Origin of the sequence: Nocardia sp. CY15, assembly GCF_009829295.1 — a bacterium.
In the GTDB taxonomy this organism is placed as follows: Bacteria; Actinomycetota; Actinomycetes; order Mycobacteriales; family Mycobacteriaceae; genus Nocardia; species Nocardia sputi.
Genome location: NZ_VUOT01000041.1, coordinates 25,804 through 51,244, shown reverse-complemented (window position 1 = coordinate 51,244; position 25,441 = coordinate 25,804). Strand labels below are relative to the sequence as shown.

Here is a 25,441-nt window from a genome sequence, read left to right as displayed (position 1 = left end):
GATCAACAGGCAAGGGGCACAACCCCGATCGGTGAACCAGTGGTGGCATGCAGGCGCCGGAGACCCGAATTCTCACCCCGGCCGGCCGTGCCGGGCGAGGGCTTCGAGCCCGTCACCGAGTTTGAATATCGGTGAGCACTTCCGAGGGCACCCCGTATCGGCGCATGGCCGCGGTGAACGCCTCGCAGACCGACCGCCCGGACGGCGCGGTCAGCACCGCGGCGGCCACCACGAAGCGGGAATGATCGTCGATGCCGGTCAGCACCTTGCATTCGCGTCCGTCCGCGAGCGGCACTCCGCCGACGAGGTCGAGCTGCCACAGATGCATCGGGGTCTGTCGCTGCCATCTCCGATATCGTCGTTTGTGTTGCTGGACCCGCTGGTTGATCATGCCGTTGCGGGTCAGGATCCGATGCACCGTCGCCCGCGACGGGACCCGTGTGAGCTCCTGCCGCGACAGTTCGTGGCTGATCCGCCGGGCACCCCAGCGGGGATGCTCGCGTCGCATCCGGCAGATCAACGCCTCGGTCTCGGCGTCGATCCTCGACGGACTGTGGTGCGGCCGGTGGGATCTGTCGGCCAGACCGGGCTTGCCTTCCTGCTGAAACCGCTTGCGCCAGGAATGCAGAGACTGGCGGGTGGTGCCGTACCGGATGGCGACCTCACCGATCGGCGCCCCACCGAGCACCTCGCACACCGCCCGATACCGGTACTCGGCCAACGCCTGCTGATCCACACACACCCACTCGCTCCGGACGACAAACAACGCTCGGAACAAGACCATCGATCAGGTCGAAAGGTCAAGCGTCACTTGATAACAAACGGTGAAGTATCACCTGAGTCCCTACATTGACAGCGCGATTGCACTATTGAGAGAGTCCGAACCTATCGCGCCCACTCGAATAGCTGAGGTCCGCCACGATCTCGCGGGACGATGTCAGGGTATCGCCAGTCACTGGCCTAGCCTTAAGCCTGTGCGCACAGCGCAGGCACCGGCGTCGGGCGTGCCGAGCGCCGCTGTCGTGCTGCGAGCGACGCAGGCAGGTACGACGACGCACAAGGTTTGCTGTCTCGAAGCGTGACATGATTCTCGATACAGTTCAAGTCATGGGAGCGGCAGTAGCTGGCGCCAGTTGGGCGTTGGCGACAGCGCCGGTCGGCAGTTTTGTGCGTACGAACCGCCTGCCGGGGACTTCGTCTGCTGCAACTTCAGCGGTCAAGCGTGCACTCCGGCGTGGAGAGCTGGTGCGTATCCGCAGGGGCCTGTACTTCAAGGGCGCTAAGACCCGCTATGGCACGACCAGGCCGTCGGCAGAGGTCATCGCAGTGGAGGTGCTGGGTACTATCGGCGTCGGGCCGACAGGATTCTCCGCGGCGCGCGCGTTTGGTTTGACCACACAGGTCCCTGCTGAGCCGACCATGGTCGTGACCGGGCCGGTGCCGTCAGCGGTGCCCGGCGTGAAGGTGTCCAAGCGCAGCAACCTCAAGCGGCTGGCGTTGACGTCGCTAGAGATCGCCACACTCGAGCTGCTGCGTGGTGACTGGGAGACGACTGTCGATGAGGGCTGGTCCGCGCTCGCAGATGCAGTTGGCAAAGCGGTGGCCGCCGGAAAGCTACGTTGGCGGGAAGTCGCGACCGCAGCGGAAGGTGAAAGATCTCCGACGTTGCGCGAAAATCTGCGGCGACTGAGTGAGGATTTGCAGCTTTCAGACACGCTGACCTGATACCTCCTCTCCTGCGTGAGCATCCCTGCGCGAACAGTTGGTCCGGGCGAGGTGGTCGCTGACCGCGTCCGTTCAACCTCGGCCTGCGGTTGCCGAGGGCTGTCTTTGTTCCGGCGCGGACACCGTTGACGGCGTGCTCGGCTCGGGCTCTAGGACCTGGGTCTGCTGGTTGCGGTCTTCGGGATTAGCAGCAGGCCCCCAGGCAGGGTAGATCGACTGCACGCGCGGGCATTCTTGGTGTCAGCCCTCGTCACCAGCCCGCCCTGGCTGCGGAATCGCGATTGTTTTCCGGGGCAGGTGCCCGGTGATGATCCGTTCGTTGCGATGGTGAGGGATTTTCGTCCTACTCGTAGCTCCAGCTCCGGCCGGTCTGGCGGTATTGCTCGACCGGTATCGGTTGGTTCGCGGGTTTCATGCGTGCTGTGTAGAGGATGAAGCACGCCGCCAACAACAACGGCCAGATGCTCAACGACGGCCAAGTCCAGTTGCTGCGCGAGTTCGCCACCTCCAGACGACGGTTACACGTCGCGATCGCCCCGGCCGGGACCGGGAAGACCACCGCCATGGCCGCGCTGGTGCGCGCCTGGACCACCGAGGGCGGCACCGTGCTCGGGCTGGCACCGGAAGGACCAGCCGCCGGTGTCCTCGGCAGCGAGATCGGCGCGGACTCCAAGACCGTAGACATGCTCGTCACCGTGATCAACGACATCCGGTCGGACGAGCGGGCCCTCGACGACGCACCGGACTGGGTGCGGGCGATCGGACCCCGCACCCTCGTCGTGCTGGACGAGGCGGCGAAAACCCCCACCCTGAAACTTGATTCGGCCGTGTCCTGGCTGATCGAACGCGGGGCCAGCGTGCGGGCGGTCGGTGATGACCGGCAACTGTCTTGCGTGCAGGCCGGAGGCGTGATCCGCGACATCGTCCACCACGCCGGCGCCGCCACCCTCACCAGCGTCGTCCGCTTCGACAACCCGAGCGAGCGCGCCGCCAGCCTCGCCCTACGCCACGGCGATACGGCCGCGATCGCCTTCTACACCGACCACGGCCGCGTCCACGTCGGCACCCTCGGCGCCGTAGTGCACGCCGCGTATACCGGTGATCCCGCCGGTGCTGCGCGACGACGCCGACTTCGGCGAACACCTGCGAGTACGCGCGGCCCAGATCAAGGACCTCGCCGCCCAAATCGGCGCTACCACCCACACCTGGACACCCGAAAACGCACCAGTGTGGGCGCGGCAGCTCGTCGAACGCGATCCGAACCTCACCGCCTCACTCGCTATCTGGCGGGCAGCACACGCGGTCCCCGACCACGACCGCCGCCTGACCGGACCGGTGCAATACCCAGTCGACGAACGCCGCACCCAGGTCCAACTGGATGCCGCAGTGCGGTCGCGTCTGAGAGACCTCGACACCAACACCCGCCGCTGGGCAACGCTCGCCCAAGAAGTCGACAGACAGATAACGACCGACCCGTACTGGCCACAACTGGCCGAGGAGTTGTCCCACGCCGCCGACACCGACCTGGACGTACCGACTGATGTCCGCACCGCCGCCGCGCAGCGCCCGTTACCGGATGAACAGCCCGCCGCAGCACTGCGCTGGCGACTGGTCGAAACGCTCGACGACGCGCAGCGCCGCCACGCCGACGAACTCGCCCGCGCCGTCTCTGAACTTCGAGTCGACCAGTGGCGCCGCGTGAGCGATAGGGAACTGGAAGACGAGATCCACTCTGCTCGGCGCGATTTCGATCTCGATTCTGGACATGGTTCTCATCATCGAATGTAGCCAGCGACATCAGCGCGGCAGCACGCCTCAACCGAGCAGTAACCCATCGGTGGATCGAAATTTAGAAGTGTGAGGGCAAGCAGATGGCCGCCCTTACCCATGCCGTGGCCATTGATTGATGGCGGCGATGTGCACGACGGCTTGGTAGCGGACGGCGAGCTTGTCGAACCGTGTTGCCACGAACCGGTTTTCCTTCAGCTGTCCGATCCCGCACTCGACCGCGTGACGCTGTTTATATCGTTCGGCGTCTAACACCGGTGGCCTTCCACCGTCAGAACCCTTCTTGCGCCGATTGGCGGCTTGGTCGGCCCGGACCGGAATCGTCGCGGTGATTGCTCGTCGGCGCGGATAGGAGCGGTTGGCGCGCGAGCTGTACGCCTTGTCCGCGAGTGCCTCGTCCGGACGGGTCCGCGGGCGACCGGCGCCCAGGCGGGGCGCCGAGATCGCCTCGAGCATCGCGGTGAACTGCGGGCAGTCCGCCCCCTGACCGGCCGTCAGCAGCAGCGACAGCACCTTGCGGCCCAGGACGCGCAACACGCACTCGACGCGGTGCAGCGGGATTTCATGCTGCAGGAGTGGCGGTGGGCGATCCGGTCGCCCGGGGACTTACCCGGATCATCATCCATACTCGGATTCCTCTCCATCGCGGGGCCGCCGCGTCGGCGGCTTGCCGTCGGAAGTGCCGACAAGCTTCGGGCCCCCTCGCCAGAGCAACGGGTTCACGGATTGAGACTTCGACTTCCCCGGGACGCATACAGCGGCTTGCCACCATCTGTGACATTCCGCTATCATCTGGCTACTTGTCAGCCTATGTCCACCACGAAATTGGCGCTGCGTGAAATTACTTGTCGTTAGTTCATCCGGCGGCGCCCACGTCGGTCGAGCACATCTAGTGCGCCAAAAGCTTCATTCAGCACCATCATCGCACACATATCCTAGGTTTCCATTGATTCGGTTTCTATCGCTAATTCTAGCGTCGAATGAATTGTTTCGCCACGTCCAATTGTCCACCGCTGCGAGAACTCGGCGCATTCTTCGCAGTGTACGACCGAATACCATTTAATGAGCCTCAAAAAATATAGCCGCGAGTGTAAGGGTAAGGGTAAGGGTAGATGAATCCGATCAACCAGGATGTGGTGGCGCCACCCGATGGTAGCGGAAAAATTATTCGAGCGCGTGGGGATGAAATCGGTCCGCTACCGAACAATTCCACCCTCATCCTGCCGCTTTCCATGAGCAAACTACAGAACTCACAGGGGCCACAGGCGACATACGACGTGGTCCTGTCCTTCCTTACGGCAAATCCCGAGCGCGCGTTGAAGATCGTCATATTGTATACTGATGGCCTGTACTGTAATAACGGCAAGGAGTCCGCGTTCAGCGTTCACAGGCGGACTGTTGCGCAGATGCTCGGTCACCAGAACGCTTTCCGCCGGATCGAAGCAACAAAGGGACATGCACTCGTCGAATCTGGTGTGTTGGAGTGTGTCTCGTGGAATCATCTTCTCTTGGGAGTCGCCAGAACCTTTCAGAAGTGCGTTGAAATTCTTGAAAGAAGAATTGCTACCGACCCAATATTCAGCGCGTTGGTCCATGCGGAGGTCCAGGAGCACGACCGTGCAACTTTGGCCTTCTTGCTCGAAGAACTCGTGATGGTTCACCTGATACGAGAGCAAGATCCCGGGCTTCCCTGGATGCCACCGGAAAGTCGTGGGCCACAATTGATCGCCTACCATGGCACTTACTCGAATGCGGATGTTTACCAGTGGCAGCATCAGATTCTTCCAAGAAACAAAAAATGCTCGAACCCATTCCGTGCAAGTCAAGTCGATTTAAAGAGGGGGCTAATATTCGACTTCAATATCTCGATAGGTTCCGCTACGCCATTGCGTGATGGCAAGGCGCCGAACGGCGACTCCGAGAGCGGCCACCTGCCGAGGGGTCGAGACGATCACGAAGGAAGAATTGCGTCCGTCACCACTGCAACCGAAGAACGAAAATGATGCCCGCTATCAGCCCCTGATTTCCAGTTGGCCCGGAATCACGGGTCGGATCTGAGCTTTCGCGGACTGGCCCTCGAGCGCTGCGCCGGCGGATGGTGGCCGCGAGTGGACACATCGGGAGGTCAGTCACACTACAGTTCGGAGAACGGTTCGTCACCTCTCGAAGATCTTAAAAGATGTTCGATCACGGTCGGGCGGAATGCCACAAAATCTTTCACGAGCAGATCAGCACAGAGGTGTCCGGTGTCATCGGTGCCACAGATGCGCATACCCTGGACGATCTGCGCGGCAAACGATCCAATGAGGTGGCGTTCAAGCTAGCGGTGAACTCCTTGCTGCCGCTGTATTCGGATGCGCAGAAGGTGCACGAGCCGTGGCTGGTCCCGCAGTTGGTTCGTGCGACACGGGAATGGATGGGGAGCAGGGTCCGATACAGCGACGGCGTTTTCCCGGGCTGATGATCGGCGTGTACGCCGAGGATGCCGCGCAGCACCGGACCGGCCATATCGTCTGGAACGAACGCTCTCGCGATCCGGTGGTCCGCGATCGTGCATTCTGCCCACCCACCGGAAGCGCCGACGACGTGCGCTTCCAGACGACCAAGGCCACTCACGTGACGGATGAGAAGTGCCAGTGTCTCATGTAGTGCTCGACTCCGGCGGCGGAGGCTCCGGCAACATCTGGGAGGAGATCGCCGCCCTTGAGCTGGAACGGCACGCTGACGTGGCCGCCTATGTCAAGAATGACCGCTTGAATTCGCCATCCCCTAAACCGGGGCCGTGCGCCGTTACCGGCCGGGCTTCCTCGTTCGGCTCCGCCGCCGGGACGAGGATGTACAGCGCTACCTGATTCTGGAGGTCTCCGGCGGCCGAAAGGACCAAGGCGCCCGCCAGATCAAGGCAGACACCGCCAGCAACCTGTGGTGTGTGGCGGCGAACAACGGCGGCCGGTTCGGTCGGTGGGGCTACCTCGAGGTCGACGATCCGTTGCACCTCCGCGCCGCACTCGACGACGCAATCCGGTACATGTATGCGGACAAGCCGACTACCCGCATCGACCTCGATCCCTTCGCCCATCCCTACGGACGCCCGAGACCGACTGAAGAGGGCGAGCGAGTCCGCCGTCCAGCACGCCAGCACGGATTGCCCGCATCCACTCGACGGCGGCAATACGTTCAACCCCCGGGTCGGACTACGCCGGTGGATTACGGCGATGAATCGCGGCGACGGCCGGACGGACGCCTTCCGGGAGGCATGGGCCGAGATACACCACGATGGCACCGTTACATTGGCAGCGGCAATGGGACGCGGTCCGGGCAGCACAGGCGATGAGCGGTCACCGACGACGAGATCGGCGCGGCCCTGGAATCTCTCTGGGGCCAAGCGGCGGTCAACACCTGGACCGCGCGCCGCGCCGCGGTCGCGAAATGGCTGTCCTGGTGCCGAGAGCAAGGCTGGGACGTCCCGGCGTCGGCCGCGCAATCGACTCCGCTGGACTCGGAGACACCAGTGCGCTCGTGGACCGCGATCGATCGGCTCATCTCCCGTCGCGAGATCCATCTGCGGGAGAAGACCCTGTGGCGGATGCGGTATGAACCTGCGCTCGCACAGAGGAACTGCTCCAGCTCAACATCGAGGACCTCGACCTGGCGGGCCGGTGCGCCCGGGTGAAGTCCAAAGGCGCCAAACCTCGCACCCGCCGCCGCGGCGCCACCCACCACGAGCACGTCCTCGAAACGGTCTACTGGGACGCCGGCACCGCCCGGCTACTACCGCGATTGCTCCGCGGCCGAAGCCGTGGACCGGTATTCGTGACCCACCGCCGACCCGGACCAGGGAAATACCTCGCAGACCGCGACACCTGCCCGGACACCGGACTCGCACGCTGTCCTACGACCAGGCCCGCGATCTCCTCGACGCCGCCACCGCCACCGACGGGCCCGGAACCGGATGGGACCTGCACGAACTCCGGCACTCCGGCCTGACACACCTCGGCGAATCCGGCGCGAGCCTGCTCGAACTGATGGCCAAATCGCGTCACCGCAAGGCCGAGAACCTGCGCCGCTATTTCAAACCCTCGCCCCAGGCCATGCGCGAACTGACCAGCCTCATCGGTCCTGACGCTTCCCCGCACCCACTGACCAGCGGCTACGCCAAATCCGCCCGATTTTCGGCCGATACTACGGCGACCCCGTGTTGGTGGTCAGGCGTTTGGCCGGTCACGGTGACGAACATCGCTGCTGATAAGCCATCGTCGTTGTTTTTCCGTGCGATTACTACTGACCTCTACCCCCTGACCTAATGCGCGTCATGTTCTGTGGTTGTTCGGACCCGGCGCGATGACGGGCTGGTCATGGTTGGGAGTCGCTTCGCTGCGACTGGCGTGTCGCGCGGAAGTAGCCTCGGCTTCGGGAGGGGCTCTGTTGGCCATTCTCGGGCTTCTCCCTTCCTCCCAGATTCCGGCCGTGCTCGCTATTCCCCGATACCGAGCGCGGTGCTACACCCGGCGCGATTTCTGAGGTTTGCCTCAGATTTGCCCCCGCACGTATGCTCGACGCCGGAGCTGTGGGAGGACAGGTCGTCAGCGGGTGAGTGAGGCCGGGCGTGTGATGCGGGAGGCCACCGAACGGTTAGCGGGTGCGACCGTTCGGGCGGTAGAAGGTGCCGCTGAAACCATACTCAGGCCAACGGCACGCACGCTCAACCGCGGTGTCGAGGAAGCACTCACCACCGACAGAGATGGCGCCAACCCCGTGAGGGCGGCTGGCCGCGATGTCTCGGAGAGTGCGTCGCCGGTCCCCGCGCCGGCCTCCGTCCTGTTCGACCGGCCGGTGGCCGCCGCGGAGCGACGTGTCCACACTAAACAGGACTATATCGAGTCCTTCGAGGACCGAATCGGGCGAAAGCTCACCCAGGCCGAAGTCAAGACGGTCGACTTGGGCTGTATCGGACTGACCATGGTGCGCCTGGGCCGCACCGGCATCGAGGTTCCTCCGACGAATCTGGCATTCGCCGACGCGCGAGCCCATCGCTTGGTCGCAGAGACCGAGAAGGTGCTCGGCCCCGGGGAGATCGCCAACGACGCGGTGAACAGATTACGGCGCGATCTGACTCGGGCGCGACAGGACCTCGAGACCGAGTTGAAGAAGCCGGGCGCGGGTCAGGACTCATTCACCGTGCCGCGCCTACAGGCGAAGATCAAAGAGTTGGAAGACGAATACGAGCAGGCCAAAACGACAACGCGGCAGTACTGGGCCCGCATCGGGGCGGAGCAGGTCACCGCCTTGCTCGAGGCCCGAGATGCCGCCAAGGCCGTCGGTGGACAGCAGGTTTTCCAGCAGGTATCCGAGTACGCCGCGAAATTCAACGACATCCTCGCCACCGGGCCTGCAGACGCCGCGAAATTCGCCGAGCTGGTACGCGCGGACAAACACCTCGCCCCGCTGCGCGGGGTCACCGACGCGCTACCCTCCGGTGATCTGTCGAACGTGCGCGCACACATATTCGCCAAACACTTCTGGTCGGGCCAGGAAGAGAAGCTGGGCTTGGACGGAAAACCAGCCACAACCATCCTCGGGCACCCGCTGGGGACCTCGTCGGTGCTTCCGAATCCGGACAGGTTCGCCCCCCACCCCCACACCGGGCAGGTCGACATGTCCAAGGACCTCTTCCAGGGTAAGCCCGGGTTCATAAAGTTCGACTACGGATGGTATGACGAAGGCAGCGGAAGCTGGTGGCATGCCAATCACGCCGAGCGTACCGACCCTGAGGATCCGATGCGTGTCTACCAGAGCGGACCGGAGAGATTCTTCACCGGTTATCCCGATTTCGACAGTTCGGTGGTCTGCATTGCATTCGTGCGGGACATGCCTTGAAACCACCGACCATAGCCGCGGCCAGGAGGACAGAGTGGATTTCGCAGACTATCTCGACGAGGAGGTCGTGCTCTACGGCATCGCCGAGAACGCCATGGCCGGGGCCGTGCTGCGGTGCGGTCGAAACACGCATGTGTACCTCGACGGGCTGCCACAGTGGGACGAAAGCGACCACCACGGCGCCTTCGAGGTCACTGGCGTCCTCGCCGTGGAAGGTGACGATACCGAAGCCTTCGGCGAGAACCGCACGACACACCGGCTCGGCCGCCACTACGTCCTGAAAAACCCGACGTGGGAACGTTGTCGGTGAACGTCACGATCACGTAGGAACGGAGTGTGAGTCCGGTCAGGCAGCCATCGGCCTTGATACTGGTTCGAACGATGTCGATGCGTAGTTTGTGATCTTTCAGGGAAATCTTCTCGACAACGATGTCCGAGATCGTTCCCGCTGCAAGGCGGGCAGTTATTTTCGGTTTCACCTCTACTTTGGGAAACACTATCGACTGGCGCTCCTCCGGCGACACGAAGACCTGTGGAGTCACCACCAAAAGGCTTGGCGGCATCAGCCCACCGTCGATGCCAAGGGACGAGGTGATCGACTGCATTGACGTCATCCTCAGCGCACGCCCGCTCCCAACAAAGGGGGATCGAGGCGAGTAGTAATCGTTGCGCGAATCTGGGGTGACGGCGGCGACAAGCTGCGGTGCGAGTTGGCCAGCGGGCATTGGTACGCAGAGAGTAAGCAGCACATACAGCAGCCGGGAAGCATGCCGGATTGTGGGGATCAACCCTGCGCGGTGCCGCGGTGGTGGTCGGTTGCCGGTCCGGTGGCGTCGAACAGCCTTCTGGCCGAGGCCAGCGTCTGCGCGTCGTAGTCCCTGTGACGTTGGACTACGACCACGAGATCCGCGGAGCCGACGGCAGCGGCGAGATCGTCGCAGCGGCGCAACCGCTGTCCGGCCCAGCGCAGCTCAGGGATGTACGGGTCGTGATAGGTCACCGTCAAGCCGCGGCGCAGCAGCTCCTCGGTGAGCGGGATGGCGGGCGTTCCGCGAGTGTCGGCGACGTTGGGCTTGTAGGTGACGCCGAGCAACAGGACGGTGGCGTCGGGCAGTGTCACGCCTCGGTCGTCGAGGTCCTTGACGATGCGATCGGCCACCCATCTGGGCATGTCGGCGTTGATGGCGTGCGCCGTCTCCGCCAGCCGCAGCGCCCGGCCCAGCCGAGTGGTGGTGTGGTGGATCATCAGCAGGGTGTCGACGGGAATGCAGTGCCCGCCGACACCCGCGCCTGGCCGAAACGGCATGAAACCGTAGGGTTTTGTGGCTGCCGCGGCGATGACATCCCAGATATCGATGTCCAGCTCATGGCATACCTGGGCAAATTCGTTCACCAAGGCGATGTTCACCTGGCGAAAGACGTTTTCGAGGATCTTCGTTGTTTCCGCTTCGGCAATTCCGACTGTGGTGTGTATGTTCGCGACCACCCGCCGGTAGAACATCGCGGCTCGGTCGCGGCAGGCCGGGGTCAGCCCACTGACTACGCGGGGAGTCGTTGTCAGCCGGAACCTGGTGTTGCCCGGATCCATGCGTTCCGGCGAGTACGCCAGGTTGAAGTCGATCCCGGCGACCAGACCCGACTCTTCGAGGATCGGCCTCAGCAGATCGACGGTGGTGCCCGGGGGCACGGTGGACTCGACCACGACGAGCTGTCCCGGACGCAGGTGGTCGCGGATCGTGGTGACCGCCGAGATCAGTGGGCGCAGATCAGGGGTGTTGTCCGTCTCGTGGACCGGCGTCGGCACGCACACGACGACGATCGCGCTGTCCGCCAGCACGCCGGGGTCGGTGGTGGGATGCAGATGGCCGGCCACGGACCGGATTTCCGCGGCGGTGACCGTGTCGACCGGACTGTCTCCATGCTGGACCGCGGCCACCCGGCGTCGGTCGACGTCCACACCCCACACGTGGTCACCCGCATGTGCCAGTGCCACGGCCAGCGGCAGGCCGGTGTAACCGATCCCGACGACGGTCACCTTCTCGTGTGCTGCGTGCGTCATGATCACCACGCCAGTCGGTACGGGCGGAACAACTCGGCGTAGCGGAGGCCGTAGCCTGCTCCGACCGCGGCGTCGACGAGCCGGATGTGCTCCAGGGATCGGGGCTGGCCATCAGGCCGGATCTGGGACCGATAACAGCGCAGGGCTTGCTCTTTGGTGGCCCAGAAGTCGGTGGTGTCGACCGTGATCGGCCACGCGTTGTGGGTGGGCGACCAGTGCTCCTCCACTCCGCGGTACCCCAGGACCACCCGCGGGGTGGGCACCGAGGGACGTGGCCGCGCGGCGGCGAACCCAGCGCGGAAGACCGCGCAATGATCTTGGTGGTATCCGGCCTCCGCCGGGATCATGAGGGCGGTGGGACGCACCGCGGCCAGCGACGCCTGCTCGTGGGTTGTGATCACGTCGACCAGCCGGCGCTGCCGAGTCGTGATGTCCATGTCGCCGGCCTGATCGATCCAGACGACCGCGGCGGTCGTCACGCCGAGCGCCGCGCACGCCTGTTCGAACTCCGTGACCCGCTCCTGCGGGTCGGCCACCCCGCCGTTGGCACGGACCGTGACGCAGAGGACGTGCACCTGCAGGCCCTCGGCAGTCATCCGCGCGATCGTGCCACCAGGGCCGATGGTTTCGTCATCGGGATGCGGCGCGACGACGACGACCCGCTCACCCTGTGTCAGCCCGAATACCGGCATGCCGACACAGTGGTGCGACGCGCTGACCATTGGGTGATGCGCGCCGAGTCGCGGGCCGCCAACGGTTGCGTCACGCGCACGCCAGCGACCGCATCGACGATCACGCTTGCCAGGATCACGCCAGTCACCGTCGAGGGGGAATATGCACAGCAAGACCGTGTTCGAACTGGTCCGCGAGGTGCTGCCGCTCATCCGGGATCGTGCGGACGATACCGACCGGGCCGCGCGAGTGCCCGAGCCGACCATGTCGGCGCTGATTTCCGCGGGCTTCTTCAGAATGCTGCAACCCGCGCGCGTCGGCGGCTACGAGTCCAATCCGCTGGACTTCTATCGGATCGTCCGGAGGATTTCGTCCGCCTGCCCGAATACCGGCTGGGTGGCCGCCATCGTCGGGGTGCACCCGTGGCAGATCGCGTTGTTCTCCCCACAGGCACAGGACGACGTCTGGGGGGACGACCCGGACACGCTGGTCAGTTCCTCGTACGCTCCCGTCGGGCAAGTGTGCCCTGTCCGCGGTGGATACGAGCTGCGGGGACGGTGGAGTTTCTCGTCCGGTTGCGACCACTGCCAGTGGGCGTTGCTCGGTGCGATGTGCACTCGTGAAGGTGCGGACCCGGAGTACCTGACCCTGTTGATACCGCGCAGTGACTACACGGTTCACGCCGTGTGGGACTCGGTCGGTCTGCGTGGCACCGGGAGCAACGACATCGTTGTGGAGGGCGCGTTCGTGCCCGATCACCGAGTGTTGAGTGCGCGGGATTGGACACAACTGCGCGGTCCCGGCCACCAGGTCAATCACGCTCCGTTGTATCGGTTGGCCATGGGTAGCGTCTTCCCGACGACGATCACCATGTCGATCATCGGGGCGGCGGAAGGTTTTTACCAGGAGCACACGGACTGGGTCCGGTCACGGGTGCGGATCTCGGACGGAAAGCACGCTGTCGACGACCCGTTCGTGCACGTGCGGTCGATGCGCGCCGCGTCCGACATCGACGCGGCGACCCTCCAGGTGGAGCACAACATCGCCGAGCAACTGGCGTATGCGCAGCGAGGCGACGGGATCCCGTACCACTTGCGGCTGCGGACGCGGCGCGATCAGACGCTGGGCACCGACCGGGTTGTCCGGGCGGTCGAGGAGTTGTTCACCCGATCCGGGGCCACCGCGTTGTCCTCGGCAGGCCCGATGGCGAGCTTCTGGCGACACGTGCACGCGGGCAGCGTGCACGTGGTCAACGACTGGCCCCGGGTGCTCAGCCAGGTGGGGCGTGCCGAGTTCGGTGCCACGGTCGATGATCCGTGGATCTAGCGCACCCTGCCGGTTTCCGCGGCGCAGGCCGCCGGTGTGACCGCGGGCACCGAGCAACCGGCCGGTTGATCGCCAGCGACATGGTGTTGGAGCTGATCGGTACCGGCCCGCAACATTCTCGACGACGTCACCGACCGGATTCATGGCCGACAAATGGCGTGGCTACCGCGATGAAGCCCGCGCGACCCGGCAAAGCACCGGCTTCCGGAGGAGTTCCGAGCGGCCACAGAGTTCCCAGCAGTAGCAAACATTGCAGCGGCGCCGCAGCTATCATCAATCCCGCAGACCATTCGGTCTGAGCTTGTTTAGCTGGTCAGGACATCAGATGTGATGGTGCACAACAATATTTCGCCCGCTTTCGGCGCACCGGGGTCCTGGATGAGCGACTCGGCCCAACCCGTTTCGGCAATGCGATCCTCGCTGGCCCTGGTCCGGGAAGGGACGCGAATATCCAGCGAGGCACCCCTGCGTATCCAGGCATTGGGAGCGTTGACTATCCGTCGGGGCGATCGAGTAGAGATCCTGACCTCCACGATGCGGTCCAAGCTGTTGGTGGCGCTGCTGGTGAATGCGGGCACGTACGTGTGGACGGACAAGCTGATCACGGAGCTGTGGGACGGACAACCACCGCACCGGCCCGACTGGGCCCTGCAGTCCGGTGTCATGCGGCTCAAGAAGTTCCTCCGTGGATGGGGCGAGCAGATCACGATCGAACATGGGCCCTCCGGTGCGTACCGGCTGGACCTCGGCGATACCGATTTCGATGTGGCGGAGTTCCGGCAGCTGACGCAACGCGCATTGCACCTGCTCGGCACCGGGTCACCGGACGGAATCGGTGTCGGCCGCAGCGCGCTGACGTTGTGGACCGATACGGACGCTTTCATCAATGTGCAGCTCGGGGCTCTCGGCTCGACCGAGCGCACTCATCTGGAGCAGCAGCGGTCGCTGCTGACCGAGCGAGTCCTGGAGGCCGAGCTGCGTGCCGGCCGGCATCGCGAGCTCATCCCGGAGCTCTCGATGCTGGTGGACCGGCACCGAGATCGCGAGTATTTCCACCAGCTCTACATGACGGCGCTGTATTCGGCAGGCCGCCAAGCCGAAGCGCTCGAGGTCTACTGGTGCCTCCGTGATCGCCTCCGAGCCCTGTACGGTGTCGAACCAACCCCACCCCTGCGGGAAACCTATCTCGCGATCCTGCGCCAGGACACCGCGCTGTCACGCGACGAGACGGACTAGCCATGTGCGGAATCACCGGGTGGCTGGCGTTCGACCGCGACCTGACCGGCGAGGGACCAACGCTGGCCGGCATGACCCAGACCCTGGCGCCCCGCGGTCCGGACGGGCACGGTCTGTGGATGGATCACCGGGTGGCACTCGGTCATCGTCGCCTCGCGGTGATCGATGTCGACGGCGGTGCCCAACCGGTCAGCGTCCGCACGCCGCACGGCCCCGTGGTGATGGTCTACAGCGGAGAGACCTACAACTATCGGGAATTGCGCGCCGAATTGCGGGCCCACGGGCATCGGTTCGACACTCTGTGCGACACCGAAGTCGTCCTGCACGCATACCTCCAGTGGGGTGACGATTTCGTCGACCGGCTGACCGGCATGTACGCCATGGCCATCTGGGACGCGCGCGTGGAGCGGCTGCTGCTGGTCCGGGACCGGCTGGGCGTGAAACCGCTGTATGTGTGGCCGACCGAGCACGGCGCGCTGTTCGCCTCCGAACCCAAGGCCATCTTCGCCCATCCGCTGCCCGCGCGGCGGGTCGATATCGACGGTCTCCGGGAAATGCTGGCGTTCAAACCCCACACACCCGGGCACGCCATGTGGGCCGGCCTGCGCGACGTGCTGCCCGGCACCATGATTGCCATCACCCGTGAGGGTCTGCGTGAGCGCACATACTGGCGGCTGCGCACCGACGAGCACACCGACGATCGCGCGACGACCGTGGACACCATCCGTGGCCTGCTCGACGAGGTCGTCACCCAGCAGCTCACCGCGGACGTCCCCAGGTGTGTCCTGTTGTCCGGTGGCTTGGATTCCAGCACGATCACGGCTCTGTCGGCCCGGCACCTCACCGCACAGCGGGAGCGGGTGCGGACCTTTTCCGTCGATTTCGCCGGACACGCCGACGCGTTCCGCGGTGACGTCGTGCGCCCGGCCCGCGACACCCCCTTCGTACATCTGGTGGCGGACCATGTCGGATCGGTGCACCGCGAGGTCGTGCTGGACACCGCGGGTCTGACCGACCCGGCGGTGCGCACCGAGGTGATCACCGCGCGCGAACTCCCGGTCCCACTGGCCGACCTGGACATGTCATCGCTGGCGCTGTTCCGGGCGATCCGCGAGCACTCGACGGTGGCGCTGTCCGGTGAGGCGGCCGACGAGGTGTTCGGCGGCTATCCGTGGCTGCATACCGCACCCGACGGCGACGACGACACCTTCCCGTGGCTGCCTGCGATGGGCCCGTCCATGCGCTGGCCGGACCCCACCGACATGCTCCACCCAGACCTCGCCCGCAAGCTGGATCTCGCCCAGTACAGCCGGGACCAGTACGCCACCGCATTGGCGGAGGTCGACAGCCTGTCCGAGGACACCGCAACCGAGCGGCGCATGCGTGCCCGCTACTACTTGACGCTGACGAGGTTCCTGCGGGACCTGCTCGACCGCAAAGACCGGTTGAGCATGGCCGTCGGGCTGGAGGTGCGGGTGCCGTACTGTGACCACCGCCTGGTCCAATACGTGTACGGGACGCCATGGCACATGAAGGTGTTCGACGGCCGGGAGAAAAGCCTGCTGCGCGCGGCGACGCGCAAGGTACTGCCGGAGCCGGTGCTGCGGCGCAAGAAGAGCCCGTATCCGTCCACGCAAGACACGGGGTATGCCCGTGCGCTGCAACAGCAGGCCCGAGAGGTGCTGGCACAGCCGAACCATTCGGTGTGGGACATCGTGGACCGGGACTGGCTGCACGGGGTCGTGCGGCACCCGCCGGAGAGTCTGTCACCCACCGCCCGCAACGGCATCGATCATGCGTTGGACATCGCCACCTGGATCGACGTGTTCTCCCCACGGCTCACGGTGTGACCAGGTTCTCCAGCTGCGCCACGATGCCGTCCTCGTCGGGCAGCGCCAGCGTCGCACCATGTGCGCTGCGCATCCGCTCGCGGATGGTTTCATCCGCCAGCACCCGCTGACACGCCCCGGCGACACCGTCCGCGGTCTGCTCGGCACGCCGCCCCAGGCCGAACCCTTCGATCAAGGCCGCATGATGCGCCTGGTCGGCGAACTGCGGTACCGCGACCATCGGCACCCCGGCACTGAACGCCTCACGGACCGAGTTGTATCCACAGTGGGTCACCAGCAGGTGTGACCGCTGCAGGGCACGCCGTTGCGGAATCCAGTCGACCAGGTGCACATTCGCGCCGACCGGGACGTCATCGACCGGGGTGCCGCCGGTGGCCACCACAGCATGACAGTCCACCCGGGACAGTCCCTCGATGATGGCGCGCAACGGTTCTCGCATACGCGGAGTGTGCTCGTCATCGGGCAGTCCCTGCCGACGGATCTCGGCGAACATCGGCAGCGCGGTACCCAAGGTGGCGAGCACCAGCGGTTTATCAGTGGGTATCTCCGGCATGCTGCCGTCGTACTCCCACAGTGGCTGGCGGTAGGCGTACGGCAGTGGTATTTCGTACCGGGCGCACGAGTATTGGGGCGGCATGGCATCCAGGCGGCCATACCGGAAGATGGCCATCGCGTCCTGCGCAGGCAACCCCACCTCGGCACGGCGGGCGCTCACCAGTGGCAGGACCCCTTCTGGGTCCAGGATGTTGGTGGCGCCCGACGGTGCCGAAAGGTGCGGCACGCCAAGTGCTTCCGCGATCAGGCACCCGGCCAGGTCGGCGCCGTCGCGGAGCACGAGGTCCGGGGCACAGGCCCGCGCCACCGGCATGATCGCGTGGAACGCGGCCGTTACGTGCGGACCGCCGACGAAGTGGACCGTCTCCAGGTAGGGGGTGAGGTCTTGCGTGAGTACTTCGGACAGTCCGGCGCGCATGCCGCGCAGCACCTGCGCCATGGTAGGGAAGACGGGATGCACGCGCATCGGCTCGCCGGCGAACGTCTCGGCCACATACTCCGAGGTGACCACGGCCACCTCGTGCCCGGCTCGGACGAGGGCACGAGCCATCGGGAGCATGGCCCGTCCGTGTGACGGTGACCCCGTCACGGTGCACAGCACTCGCACGTGTGGCTCCTGTCTCGGCGGAACGTGGCAGGTGTGATTGTTGGTGACGGCACAGGCGTCGCGGCTGACGTTCCCCTGACGGTCCGCGATGGGCCGGCGTCACGCCGCTGTCAGCGGACTGCACGACGGTTGCCGCATGGCACCACCAGCACTGCGGTATCACGCGCCGACCACTGTGACCGAGGCGGTGGACGTCCTCGCGGCGCTGGGCGACGACGCGGCGATCCTCGCCGGCGGACAGTCGCTGATGCCGCTGCTGATCACGCGGCAGTTGACTCCGGGACACGTGGTCGACATCAACGGGATCGCGAGTCTGGACTATGTGCGACTGGAGCCGGCGGGAGTACGCCTCGGCGCGGTGGCTCGCCAAGCCGATGTGGAACACGACAGGCAGGTGATCGGCGTGCTGCCGTTGCTGCGTCAGGCGCTATGCCTGGTAGCGGTGCCGGCGGTGCGCAGTCGCGGGACCATTGTTGGCAGCCTCGTCGGTGGACTGCCCTCGGCGGAGTTGCGGGCGGCGCTGGCGTTGGCCGGGGGCAGCGTGCAGGTGGCGGGCGTCGAGGGGACCAGGACCGTGCCCGCCGAGGTGTTCCTCGCCGACGGCGTCGGCGCGCGAGATCTGGTGGTGTCGGCGCTGATTCGGCGCCCGCCACCCGGGACGGGAACGGCGGTGGTGGAGGTGAGCCGGCGGCGTCGGGTCGGGCGGGCGATCGTCGGGGTCGCCGCGGCCGTCACGCTCACCGCACAGCGGCGCATCGGCCGGGCGCGGGTGGCATATATGGGCATCGCGGTGACGCCCCCCACCCTGGATCTCACCGAGACCGCGATCGACAGCGACGCGACCCGGGTGGAGTGGATCGCAGCAGGCCGGCGAGCACGGGAGCAGATCCACCCCGTCGGCGACCGGTACGCGACCGCCGCCTACCGCCGTCACCTGGTCGACGTGCTGACCACCCGCGCACTGCGTGCGGCCACGGCACATGCGCTTGCGGAGCCCAACGATGCCCGATGACGCCCACGTGATCACGCTGCGGGTCAACGGCGCGGCGCACCTGGTGCGCGTCTGCGACCGACGCTTGCTGTCGGACTGTCTGCGCCACGACCTCGGGCTGACCGCTACCCACGTCGGCTGCGAGGAGGGCGTGTGCGGTGCCTGCACGGTGCTGGTGGATGGCGCACCGGCGCGCTCGTGCCTGCTACTGGCCGTCGCCGCACAGCGGTACGCGATCACCACGGTCGAAGGGCTGGCCGGGCCTGCCCTGCGGGCACTGCAGCAGGCCATGCAGGTCGAGCACGGGTTGCAGTGCGGATTTTGCACCCCGGGCGTCCTCACGACCCTCGTGGCGTATCTGCGCGACAATCCCCGCCCGTCCACGCAGGACCTCGAGGATGTGCTCGCCGGAAACCTTTGCCGCTGTACGGGCTACCGGCCGATCGTGACCGCGGCGCTGCGCGCCGCCGCCATCATGCGCGGGGAGCGCCACGATGACCCGCAGTGAGGACGAGCGGCTGCTCACGGGACGCGGCCGGTATCTCGATGACCTCGGGCACGGTGCACCAGCTGTGGTGTTCGTCCGGTCTCCCCATCCGCACGCCCGGATCGTAGACGTGGACAGCACCGGCGCGCGGGCCGTCGACGGCGTTATCGCGATCATCACGTTCGAGGACCTGCCGGAATCGATAGCCGCACCACTGCCGCAGCTCGAACCCCACGCGGCGCTGACACAGCCGCGGACATCGCGCCCGCTGGCCGGCGGCGAGGTGCACCATGCCGGTCAGCCGGTGGTCATGATCGTGGCTGAGGATCGGTACGTCGCCGAGGACGCCCGCGACCGGGTCCAGGTGACCTACGACCCGACGCCGCCCGTAGTGGGCATCGAGGCCGCCCGCGCAGCCAACCGGCTGGTGCATGCCGATGTTCCCGGAAACATCGCCGGGCGCTTCATCCAGGTCCACGGCGACGCTGCGGCGGTGCTCGCGACCGCACCGCACACCCTCACCGTGCAGCTGGACGTGGAGCGCACCGCGTCCACTCCGATGGAGATGCGGGGCGTCTACGCGCACCCAACCGACGAAGGCCTGCGTGTCTACTCCGCCACCCAGACCCCGGCGAGTCTGCGGCGACTGCTGGCCGACCACCTGGACCTCCCGGAGTCCAGGCTCGAGGTGATCGCCCCCGACGTGGGCGGCGGATTCGGCGTGAAAAGCGTGCACCCGTGGCCCGAGGAGGTCCTGGTGGCGTGGGCCGCGCGACGACTGGACCGACCGCTGAAGTGGGTGGAGGACCGCAAAGAGCATTTCGCCTCGACACATGAGCGCGGGCAGCTCCACAAGGTGCGGGTGGCATTCGACGATGTCGGGCGGGTACTCGCCCTGGACGTGCGGTTCTGGCACGACGCCGGGGCCTACACACCCGTGGGGATCCGGGTGCCGGTCAACACCGCAAATCACCTGTGCGGCCTGTACCGCATCGACGCTGTCCGGATCGAGTGCGAGGTCCTGTATACGACCATGCCGCCGGTCACCCCGGTGCGCGGCGCTGGCAAACCGCAGGCGATGTTCGTGATCGAACGGACCATGGATGCGATCGCCGCGCATCTGGGACGCGACCGCGCCGCGGTCCGCGGCATCAACCTCATCCGCCCGGTGGACCTGCCCTATCCCGGCCCGATCCCCCACCACGGCGGCGACTATCCCTCCGCGCTGCGGCAGGCCACGGACCTCGTGGGCTGGGCAACGATCGAGGCGCGACGCGAGGCCGCACGCGCCCGCGGCCGGCACCTCGGGGTCGGGTTGGCCTGCTACGTCGAACGGACTGGGCGGGGGCCGTGCCCCTACGAGGGCGCCCACGTCCGGGTCGACCCGGATGGCGCCGTCCACGTGTTCGTCGGGCTGACCGGCCAGGGCCAGGGCCAGCACACGACCCTTGCCAGGATCGCCGCCCACGAACTCGGCGTGTCGCCACATTGGGTCCATGTGACCTGCGGCGACATCGAGCGATTCCCGTTCACCCCTGGCACGGTGGCCTCCCGGAGTGCGGTCATGGCTGGCTCGGCCGTGGCGATCGCGTGCCACAAGGTGCGAAACAAAGCACTGCGAGCCGCCGCGCACCAGCTGGCCTGCGACATCGTCGACCTGGATCTGCGCGACGGCGTGGTGGTCTCGCGGTCCCGCCCACACGACCGGCTGAACCTGGCCGCGATAGCCCGGCTGTGCCACCCCGTGCTCGTCCAATTCGCCCATGACACCGGCGATCTCGACGATCCGTTGCCGCTGGCGGACGGCGAGCACCCCGGCCTGGCCGCCACCGCCTACTACACGGCAGCGGATTCCGCCGTTGGCTACGGGGTGCACGCCGCCGTGGTCGAGATCGATGTGGCGACCGCCGGGATCGAGATCGTCGACTACGTCGCCGTGACCGGCTGCGGGACGGTCATCGATCCGGGGATCGTGGACGGACAGGTGCTCGGCGGCATCGCCCACGGTCTCGGCGAGGCGCTCTACGAGCGTCTCCCGCTGGACGCGGACGGGCGCCTGGTCACTCCGACCCTGACGGAGTATCTGCTGCCCAGCGTGGCGGAGATCCCCCCGGTGCGGCTGGCACGTGTACCGGACCACGTCTGCCCGGCGAACCCGATCGGGGTCACCGGGGTCGGTCAGGCCGGCACCCTGCCGGTGCTTGCCGTGGTGGCGTCGGCGATCGACGACGCCGTGGGGCTGCGGATCGACCGCATGCCGATCTCGCGCAGCGAACTGTGGGAAGCCCTGGGTAGCAACAACACTGGATCAGCGGTGTAAAGGACGCCGATCGTCAGGCGTCCGGCGTCGACCGCGCGGCCAGCAACATGGACCGCTCGGGGCGCCTCGGCGGCTGGGGCCAGCCGTCACCGTCGCCACCGCCGACGGCATCGGCGAGGCCGAGAACCGCACAGGCAAGCCAGAACTCGCCGGGTGGGTGGGTTCCGAGCAGGGTGGGGATCACAGTGCGGCGGGCCATGACGTTCGTGCCGGGAAAGGCCGCCACGAGCTGGCCGGTTCGATCGCCGTCGAGGTCGTCGATCACGCACAGTCCCGTGGGACCGGAGATTCGGGCGTGCCCCGGGCCGGCCGAGGTGGTCGGCGGACCTGCGACAGTGTCGCGGTCCACCGCGAACGCGCCCTCCGCAGTGACCAGCGCGCGCGGACCGCGGATATGATGCACGCGCACGTGCCACGGCGGATCGGCCTGCACCCAGGTCTCCACGTCGACGTCCGGCCACGGCCGCCAGCGGCAGTACACCAAGCCGTCGTGCACCACCGGATCCAGCGGCACCTCGCGGGTCCGGTAATGCTCGCCACCGTCATCGCTGAGCGCCAGCGTGCTGTCGAACGCCCCCTGCGCGAGGCCGTGCGCGCCGGACATCACGCTGAAGCCGAACCACGAGGAGTACGCGAACTTCGCGTACTTCGCCTCGCTGTGCCGCGCCCACTGGTGGTACTGCAGGGAACCGAGCGCGATCGCCTGCCGCCCCTGCTCGCAACGCATCAGCACGACACCCGCGTGCGGTTGGGTACTGGTTTCCGGCAGCTGGGGGGCGGGCTGCTCCGGAGCCGTCCACAGGGCGTGGTCGGCGGGCAGGGCCAGCGGAAGAAACGCCTTCATCGCCCAGTACGGCGATCCGGGGGCGTTGTACTGCTCGGCCAGCAAGGGCTGCGGGTAGCCGTATCCCACCGACAGGAGCCCGTCGGCCGTCGTGATCGTACGGTCGCGCCACCACCGCAGGTTGCGCAGCAGGTATCCCTTGACCTCACCCCAGGGCAGCGCTTCTACATCGGCAAAGGCCAGCGCACCCCAGAACGAGACATGGGCGAACCGATAGGTGAGGCTGCGGCCGAAGGGAACAGCCGCGCCGTCGGTGGCGAACCAGTGCCGGAAATCCGCGGCGAACGCGCTCGCCCGCGCACGCATCCGTTCGGCGCGTGCGGAGTCGCGTTCCCCGGCCAGGGCCGCGTACACCAACCCGTAGAAGTGCATCGCGAAGGACACGTAGTAGTCGCGGCGTCGTTCGGTGAGCCCGTCGGCGTACCAGCCGTCACCGAGCGCGCAGCTCTCCAGCCAGTCCAGGCGCGCCACGTTGGCCGCGCGTTCGTATCGCACGCCGACCCGGTCCAGGCCCAGCCCGACCAGCACCGGGAAGAATCGCCAATTGTTCTCGACGGTCGCGCAGTCGAGCACTGAGGACAGCCACGCAGCGGCCCGATCACGCTGCGGCCCGGTCAGCGGATCCCAGAGTTGTTCCGGCACAAGGGCCAGCGCGAAACCCAATGCCGCCGCCTCGACGATCCGCTGATCGCGGTCACCGGGCCGACCCCAGTACTCCGGATGGGCCGGGTCTGTGCCGGACGCGAGGCCGCGGCGATAGGTCTCCCAGTGCGTGAAGTCCCCGCCGCCCGCGGCCAGCGGAGCCAGTCCCCACAGCGGCCTGGCGAACGCCTCCAGTTCGGCCGCGGTGTCGTCGTAGCCGGTGGTGTTCACGCCGAGCCGTACCCGGGCGCCACCCGGGCTGAAATACGGCATCACCGCCTCGGCCAGGTCGGTGGCCAGCAACTGCACACTCGCTCGGTCCGCGATGTCGGCCATCGGAGGTCATCCCTTCGGCAGTTCGTGTCCGATCCTCAGTGTTCGCGGCCGTCGCGGGTCGAACAGGTCGATCGGGTGCGTTGTTGTCCCGGCACTCGCCAGATCGGCCAAGATCTCCCCGAGAACCGGGACGAACTTGAATCCGTGGCCGGAGAACCCGCATCCCACGATCACGTTCGGATGATCCGGGTGCGGCGCCACCACGAAATGCTGATCCGCCGTCGTGCCGTCGACACACGTCGCATGCCGTCGCACCGCACCGGCCACCGACGGCATGCGGTTGCGCAGGTACCGGCGTATCTGCTGAATATCCGCCGCACGGGCGATTCGGTTGTCCGGCACCTCTGCCTGTGTGCCCAACGAGAACCCGATCTTCACACCCTGACCGTCCCGCATATCGGGACAACACAGGAACATGACGCCGTTGTCGCATTCCCAGATCACGGAGGGGTGTTTCGCATAGTCGAAGTCCGCGGCCCCGTCCCGTGGGCGAAACCAACATTGAACAATGGTTTCCACGTTCAGTTCCATGCCGACATGGATCAGATGTTTGGCCCACGCGCCTGGACACAGCACCAGCCGGCTGGCGGTGTAGACCGCACTGGCAGTCCGCACCCGGACACCGTCGCCGCGAGCCGCCCAGTCGAGCACTGGTTCCCGGAAACGCAATTGCGCGCCGGCTCGCTCGGCCAACATGTGATGTGCCGCTACCGCGGCTTCGGGGTGCACAACCCCGGCTCCGGAATCGTACACGGCAACCATGCCGGGCTCGGGATTGAGAGTCGGAAAACGGCGACGGGTGTCGGCCGCGTCCAGCAACTCACAGGGCAGGTCCCATTCTGCGGCGGATTTCGCGGCGCCCGCGATCAGTGGCCCGTTCTCGGGACCTACCATCAGTCCCCCGATTGCCGAGAAAATTCTCGTGCCTGCGTCGTGCTCCACACGTTCCCACAGTTCGGAAGCTCGTCTCGCCAGCGGTACGTACGCCGGGTCCTCGTACTGCAGGTGACGCATAATGCGGGTGCCGCCGTGGCTGGCGCCATAGTGATGGACGGGCGAATACTTTTCCAGTCCTAGGACCGACAAGCCGCGCTGGGCAAGATGGCAGGCTGCAGCGCTGCCCACTCCGCCCAGACCCACGACGATAACATCGAACATGACTGCCAACTATCCGCGGAATGGCTGAGCCTGAGCCAGACAGAGCCCGTAGGTATCGCGATCGTCGATCCACCAGCGTTGCACCGTGTACGACGCCGTCTCCAGCTCCTGCGTCCATTCAAGGGCCGACATTTTCGCCGAGTGCGCCACCTTGATCAGTTCGTTCCGCGCGAAGCCGATGGTCGCTCCCATCCGCCGGAGGCTGACCTTGTGCGACGTGGTTGCGCGCAGATAGTGGTCGACTTGCCGGGCCGCGGCGTTCCACTGCTTATGGTAGACGAAGTTGTCCAGATCGAAATCAGCATCCAATTCGGCGTTGGCCCGAACCAACGCGTTCTTCCACAAATCGCTCGGCGCGGTACCGTCGTACGCCCCCAGCAGCTTGTCGGTATTCTTCAGCAAATCGGCGCCGATCAGCAGACTGCCGGATGCGCCGAGCCTGCGGCACAGTGAGCTGAAGAGAGCGTGGCGTTCACCGGGCGAGAGATTGCCGAAGGTGCACCCCAAGGAGATCGCCAACTGTGGGTTACCGAACGACAGCGGTCGAGCAGACTCGTGGAAATCCTCCACGATCGATTCGATGGCCACCGCGGGAAACGCGGCGGACACGAATTCGACGGATTGCGCGACAGCGTCCTCGTTGATATCCCACGCCACGTAGCAGGTCAACAAGCCGCGCGAATGGAGCTGCTCGAGCAAGGGCCGGCATTTCGACGCGGCGCCGCACCCCAGGTCGATCAGAGTCCGGGCACGGGTCGCATCCGCTATGCCAGCGACACTGACCGTCAACAGACGCGTCTCGGCCACGGACAAGTAGTATTCGGGCACGGTGATGGCGTGTTCGTAAAGATCCCCACCGCGGGTATCGAACACCCATGTGGTCGGTATGTACTTGTCCGACGAAGTCAGGCCACGTACGACAGTCGCGTGCAGTGTTTCGTTCGACGTTGCGAAGTTCTTCATGGTGA

Annotated in this window: 24 protein-coding genes and 1 pseudogene; 15 read left to right on the top strand and 10 right to left on the bottom strand. The window is 66.1% G+C overall.

Annotated features, from left to right (window positions below):
• Positions 1–112 precede the first annotated feature (112 nt).
• Complete coding sequence (locus tag GVY39_RS29915; RefSeq protein WP_236565749.1) at positions 113–742, bottom strand: helix-turn-helix domain-containing protein; 630 nt, start codon at positions 740–742, stop codon at positions 113–115.
• Between the two features lie 365 nt (positions 743–1,107).
• On the opposite strand from GVY39_RS29915, the gene GVY39_RS29910 reads away from it, so the two are divergent.
• From GVY39_RS29910 to GVY39_RS34790, 3 genes and pseudogenes are all read left to right on the top strand, one after another.
• Positions 1,108–1,725 (top strand): DUF6088 family protein, encoded by a 618-nt coding sequence (locus tag GVY39_RS29910; protein ID WP_159930261.1) that lies wholly within the window; start codon positions 1,108–1,110, stop codon positions 1,723–1,725.
• Between the two features lie 431 nt (positions 1,726–2,156).
• Positions 2,157–2,729, top strand: a pseudogene (locus GVY39_RS35435) (AAA family ATPase); the annotation flags it as partial.
• Between the two features lie 94 nt (positions 2,730–2,823).
• Positions 2,824–3,513 (top strand): hypothetical protein, encoded by a 690-nt coding sequence (locus GVY39_RS34790; protein WP_236565747.1) that lies wholly within the window; start codon positions 2,824–2,826, stop codon positions 3,511–3,513.
• 93 nt (positions 3,514–3,606) lie between these two features.
• On the opposite strand, the gene GVY39_RS29890 is transcribed toward GVY39_RS34790, so the two are convergent.
• A complete protein-coding gene (locus GVY39_RS29890; protein ID WP_370523846.1) occupies positions 3,607–4,050 on the bottom strand; it encodes a transposase in 444 nt (147 codons plus the stop codon).
• A gap of 575 nt (positions 4,051–4,625) precedes the next feature.
• Here GVY39_RS29890 and GVY39_RS29885 point away from each other — a divergent pair.
• The 3 genes from GVY39_RS29885 to GVY39_RS29875 all read left to right on the top strand — a co-directional run bounded on the left by GVY39_RS29885 (position 4,626) and on the right by GVY39_RS29875 (position 6,162).
• Positions 4,626–5,516, top strand: a complete 891-nt coding sequence (locus GVY39_RS29885) for a hypothetical protein (RefSeq protein ID WP_159930257.1) — start codon at positions 4,626–4,628, stop codon at positions 5,514–5,516.
• A gap of 176 nt (positions 5,517–5,692) precedes the next feature.
• Positions 5,693–5,974: a hypothetical protein gene (locus GVY39_RS29880; RefSeq protein WP_159930256.1), complete on the top strand. Its 282-nt coding sequence runs from the start codon at positions 5,693–5,695 to the stop codon at positions 5,972–5,974.
• A complete protein-coding gene (locus tag GVY39_RS29875; RefSeq protein WP_159930255.1) occupies positions 5,974–6,162 on the top strand; it encodes a hypothetical protein in 189 nt (62 codons plus the stop codon). The genes GVY39_RS29880 and GVY39_RS29875 overlap by 1 nt, the downstream gene beginning before the upstream one ends.
• A gap of 85 nt (positions 6,163–6,247) precedes the next feature.
• Here the strand turns inward: GVY39_RS29875 and GVY39_RS29870 are convergent, their stop codons facing one another.
• Entirely contained in the window at positions 6,248–6,592 is a 345-nt protein-coding gene (locus tag GVY39_RS29870) for a hypothetical protein (protein WP_159930254.1), read from the bottom strand.
• A 946-nt stretch (positions 6,593–7,538) separates the two neighbouring features.
• On the opposite strand from GVY39_RS29870, the gene GVY39_RS34785 reads away from it, so the two are divergent.
• From GVY39_RS34785 to GVY39_RS34115, 3 genes are all read left to right on the top strand, one after another.
• On the top strand, positions 7,539–7,817 hold the full coding sequence (locus GVY39_RS34785) for a hypothetical protein (RefSeq protein WP_223515933.1): 279 nt from the start codon (positions 7,539–7,541) through the stop codon (positions 7,815–7,817).
• A gap of 307 nt (positions 7,818–8,124) precedes the next feature.
• Positions 8,125–9,390, top strand: a complete 1,266-nt coding sequence (locus tag GVY39_RS29860) for a hypothetical protein (RefSeq protein WP_240679483.1) — start codon at positions 8,125–8,127, stop codon at positions 9,388–9,390.
• 34 nt (positions 9,391–9,424) lie between these two features.
• On the top strand, positions 9,425–9,700 hold the full coding sequence (locus tag GVY39_RS34115) for a hypothetical protein (protein WP_195071850.1): 276 nt from the start codon (positions 9,425–9,427) through the stop codon (positions 9,698–9,700).
• Here the strand turns inward: GVY39_RS34115 and GVY39_RS35430 are convergent.
• The 3 genes from GVY39_RS35430 to GVY39_RS29845 form a co-directional block, all read right to left on the bottom strand.
• Positions 9,582–9,953, bottom strand: a complete 372-nt coding sequence (locus tag GVY39_RS35430; protein WP_223522079.1) for an MspA family porin — start codon at positions 9,951–9,953, stop codon at positions 9,582–9,584. The genes GVY39_RS34115 and GVY39_RS35430 overlap by 119 nt on opposite strands.
• 221 nt (positions 9,954–10,174) lie before the next feature.
• Complete coding sequence (locus GVY39_RS29850) at positions 10,175–11,449, bottom strand: nucleotide sugar dehydrogenase (protein WP_159930251.1); 1,275 nt, start codon at positions 11,447–11,449, stop codon at positions 10,175–10,177.
• A 2-nt stretch (positions 11,450–11,451) separates the two neighbouring features.
• A complete protein-coding gene (locus tag GVY39_RS29845; RefSeq protein ID WP_201295396.1) occupies positions 11,452–12,141 on the bottom strand; it encodes a PIG-L deacetylase family protein in 690 nt (229 codons plus the stop codon).
• Between the two features lie 142 nt (positions 12,142–12,283).
• Here GVY39_RS29845 and hsaA point away from each other — a divergent pair, with 142 nt between their 5' ends.
• The 3 genes from hsaA to asnB all read left to right on the top strand — a co-directional run bounded on the left by hsaA (position 12,284) and on the right by asnB (position 16,533).
• Positions 12,284–13,447 (top strand): 3-hydroxy-9,10-secoandrosta-1,3,5(10)-triene-9,17-dione monooxygenase oxygenase subunit, encoded by a 1,164-nt coding sequence (hsaA, locus tag GVY39_RS29840; RefSeq protein ID WP_159930250.1) that lies wholly within the window; start codon positions 12,284–12,286, stop codon positions 13,445–13,447.
• A 489-nt stretch (positions 13,448–13,936) separates the two neighbouring features.
• On the top strand, positions 13,937–14,683 hold the full coding sequence (locus GVY39_RS29835) for a BTAD domain-containing putative transcriptional regulator (protein ID WP_159989380.1): 747 nt from the start codon (positions 13,937–13,939) through the stop codon (positions 14,681–14,683).
• A gap of 2 nt (positions 14,684–14,685) precedes the next feature.
• Positions 14,686–16,533 (top strand): asparagine synthase (glutamine-hydrolyzing), encoded by a 1,848-nt coding sequence (gene asnB / locus GVY39_RS29830; protein WP_159930248.1) that lies wholly within the window; start codon positions 14,686–14,688, stop codon positions 16,531–16,533.
• Here the strand turns inward: asnB and GVY39_RS29825 are convergent.
• Positions 16,523–17,638 (bottom strand): glycosyltransferase, encoded by a 1,116-nt coding sequence (locus GVY39_RS29825; protein ID WP_159930247.1) that lies wholly within the window; start codon positions 17,636–17,638, stop codon positions 16,523–16,525. The genes asnB and GVY39_RS29825 overlap by 11 nt on opposite strands.
• A 193-nt stretch (positions 17,639–17,831) precedes the next feature.
• On the opposite strand from GVY39_RS29825, the gene GVY39_RS29820 reads away from it, so the two are divergent.
• Genes GVY39_RS29820 through GVY39_RS29810 form a run of 3 tightly spaced genes read left to right on the top strand, consistent with a single transcriptional unit; the run spans position 17,832 to position 21,493 of the window.
• Positions 17,832–18,707, top strand: coding sequence for a xanthine dehydrogenase family protein subunit M (locus GVY39_RS29820; protein ID WP_159930246.1), 876 nt, complete (start codon positions 17,832–17,834; stop codon positions 18,705–18,707).
• Positions 18,697–19,194 carry a (2Fe-2S)-binding protein gene (locus GVY39_RS29815; RefSeq protein WP_159930245.1) on the top strand — a complete coding sequence of 166 codons (498 nt, stop codon included), beginning with the start codon at positions 18,697–18,699 and terminating at the stop codon, positions 19,192–19,194. Before GVY39_RS29820 ends, GVY39_RS29815 begins: the two co-directional genes overlap by 11 nt.
• Complete coding sequence (locus tag GVY39_RS29810) at positions 19,181–21,493, top strand: xanthine dehydrogenase family protein molybdopterin-binding subunit (protein WP_159930244.1); 2,313 nt, start codon at positions 19,181–19,183, stop codon at positions 21,491–21,493. Before GVY39_RS29815 ends, GVY39_RS29810 begins: the two co-directional genes overlap by 14 nt.
• 13 nt (positions 21,494–21,506) lie before the next feature.
• Here the strand turns inward: GVY39_RS29810 and GVY39_RS29805 are convergent, their stop codons facing one another.
• The 3 genes from GVY39_RS29805 to GVY39_RS29795 are packed head-to-tail and all read right to left on the bottom strand — an operon-like array spanning position 21,507 to position 25,436.
• Positions 21,507–23,315 (bottom strand): DUF2264 domain-containing protein, encoded by a 1,809-nt coding sequence (locus tag GVY39_RS29805; RefSeq protein ID WP_159930243.1) that lies wholly within the window; start codon positions 23,313–23,315, stop codon positions 21,507–21,509.
• A gap of 6 nt (positions 23,316–23,321) precedes the next feature.
• The gene (gene solA / locus GVY39_RS29800) at positions 23,322–24,473 is read right to left on the bottom strand and encodes an N-methyl-L-tryptophan oxidase (RefSeq protein ID WP_159930242.1); all 1,152 of its coding nucleotides are present in this window, start codon (positions 24,471–24,473) and stop codon (positions 23,322–23,324) included.
• A 9-nt stretch (positions 24,474–24,482) separates the two neighbouring features.
• The gene (locus GVY39_RS29795) at positions 24,483–25,436 is read right to left on the bottom strand and encodes an L-histidine N(alpha)-methyltransferase (RefSeq protein ID WP_159930241.1); all 954 of its coding nucleotides are present in this window, start codon (positions 25,434–25,436) and stop codon (positions 24,483–24,485) included.
• Positions 25,437–25,441: the final 5 nt, after the last annotated feature.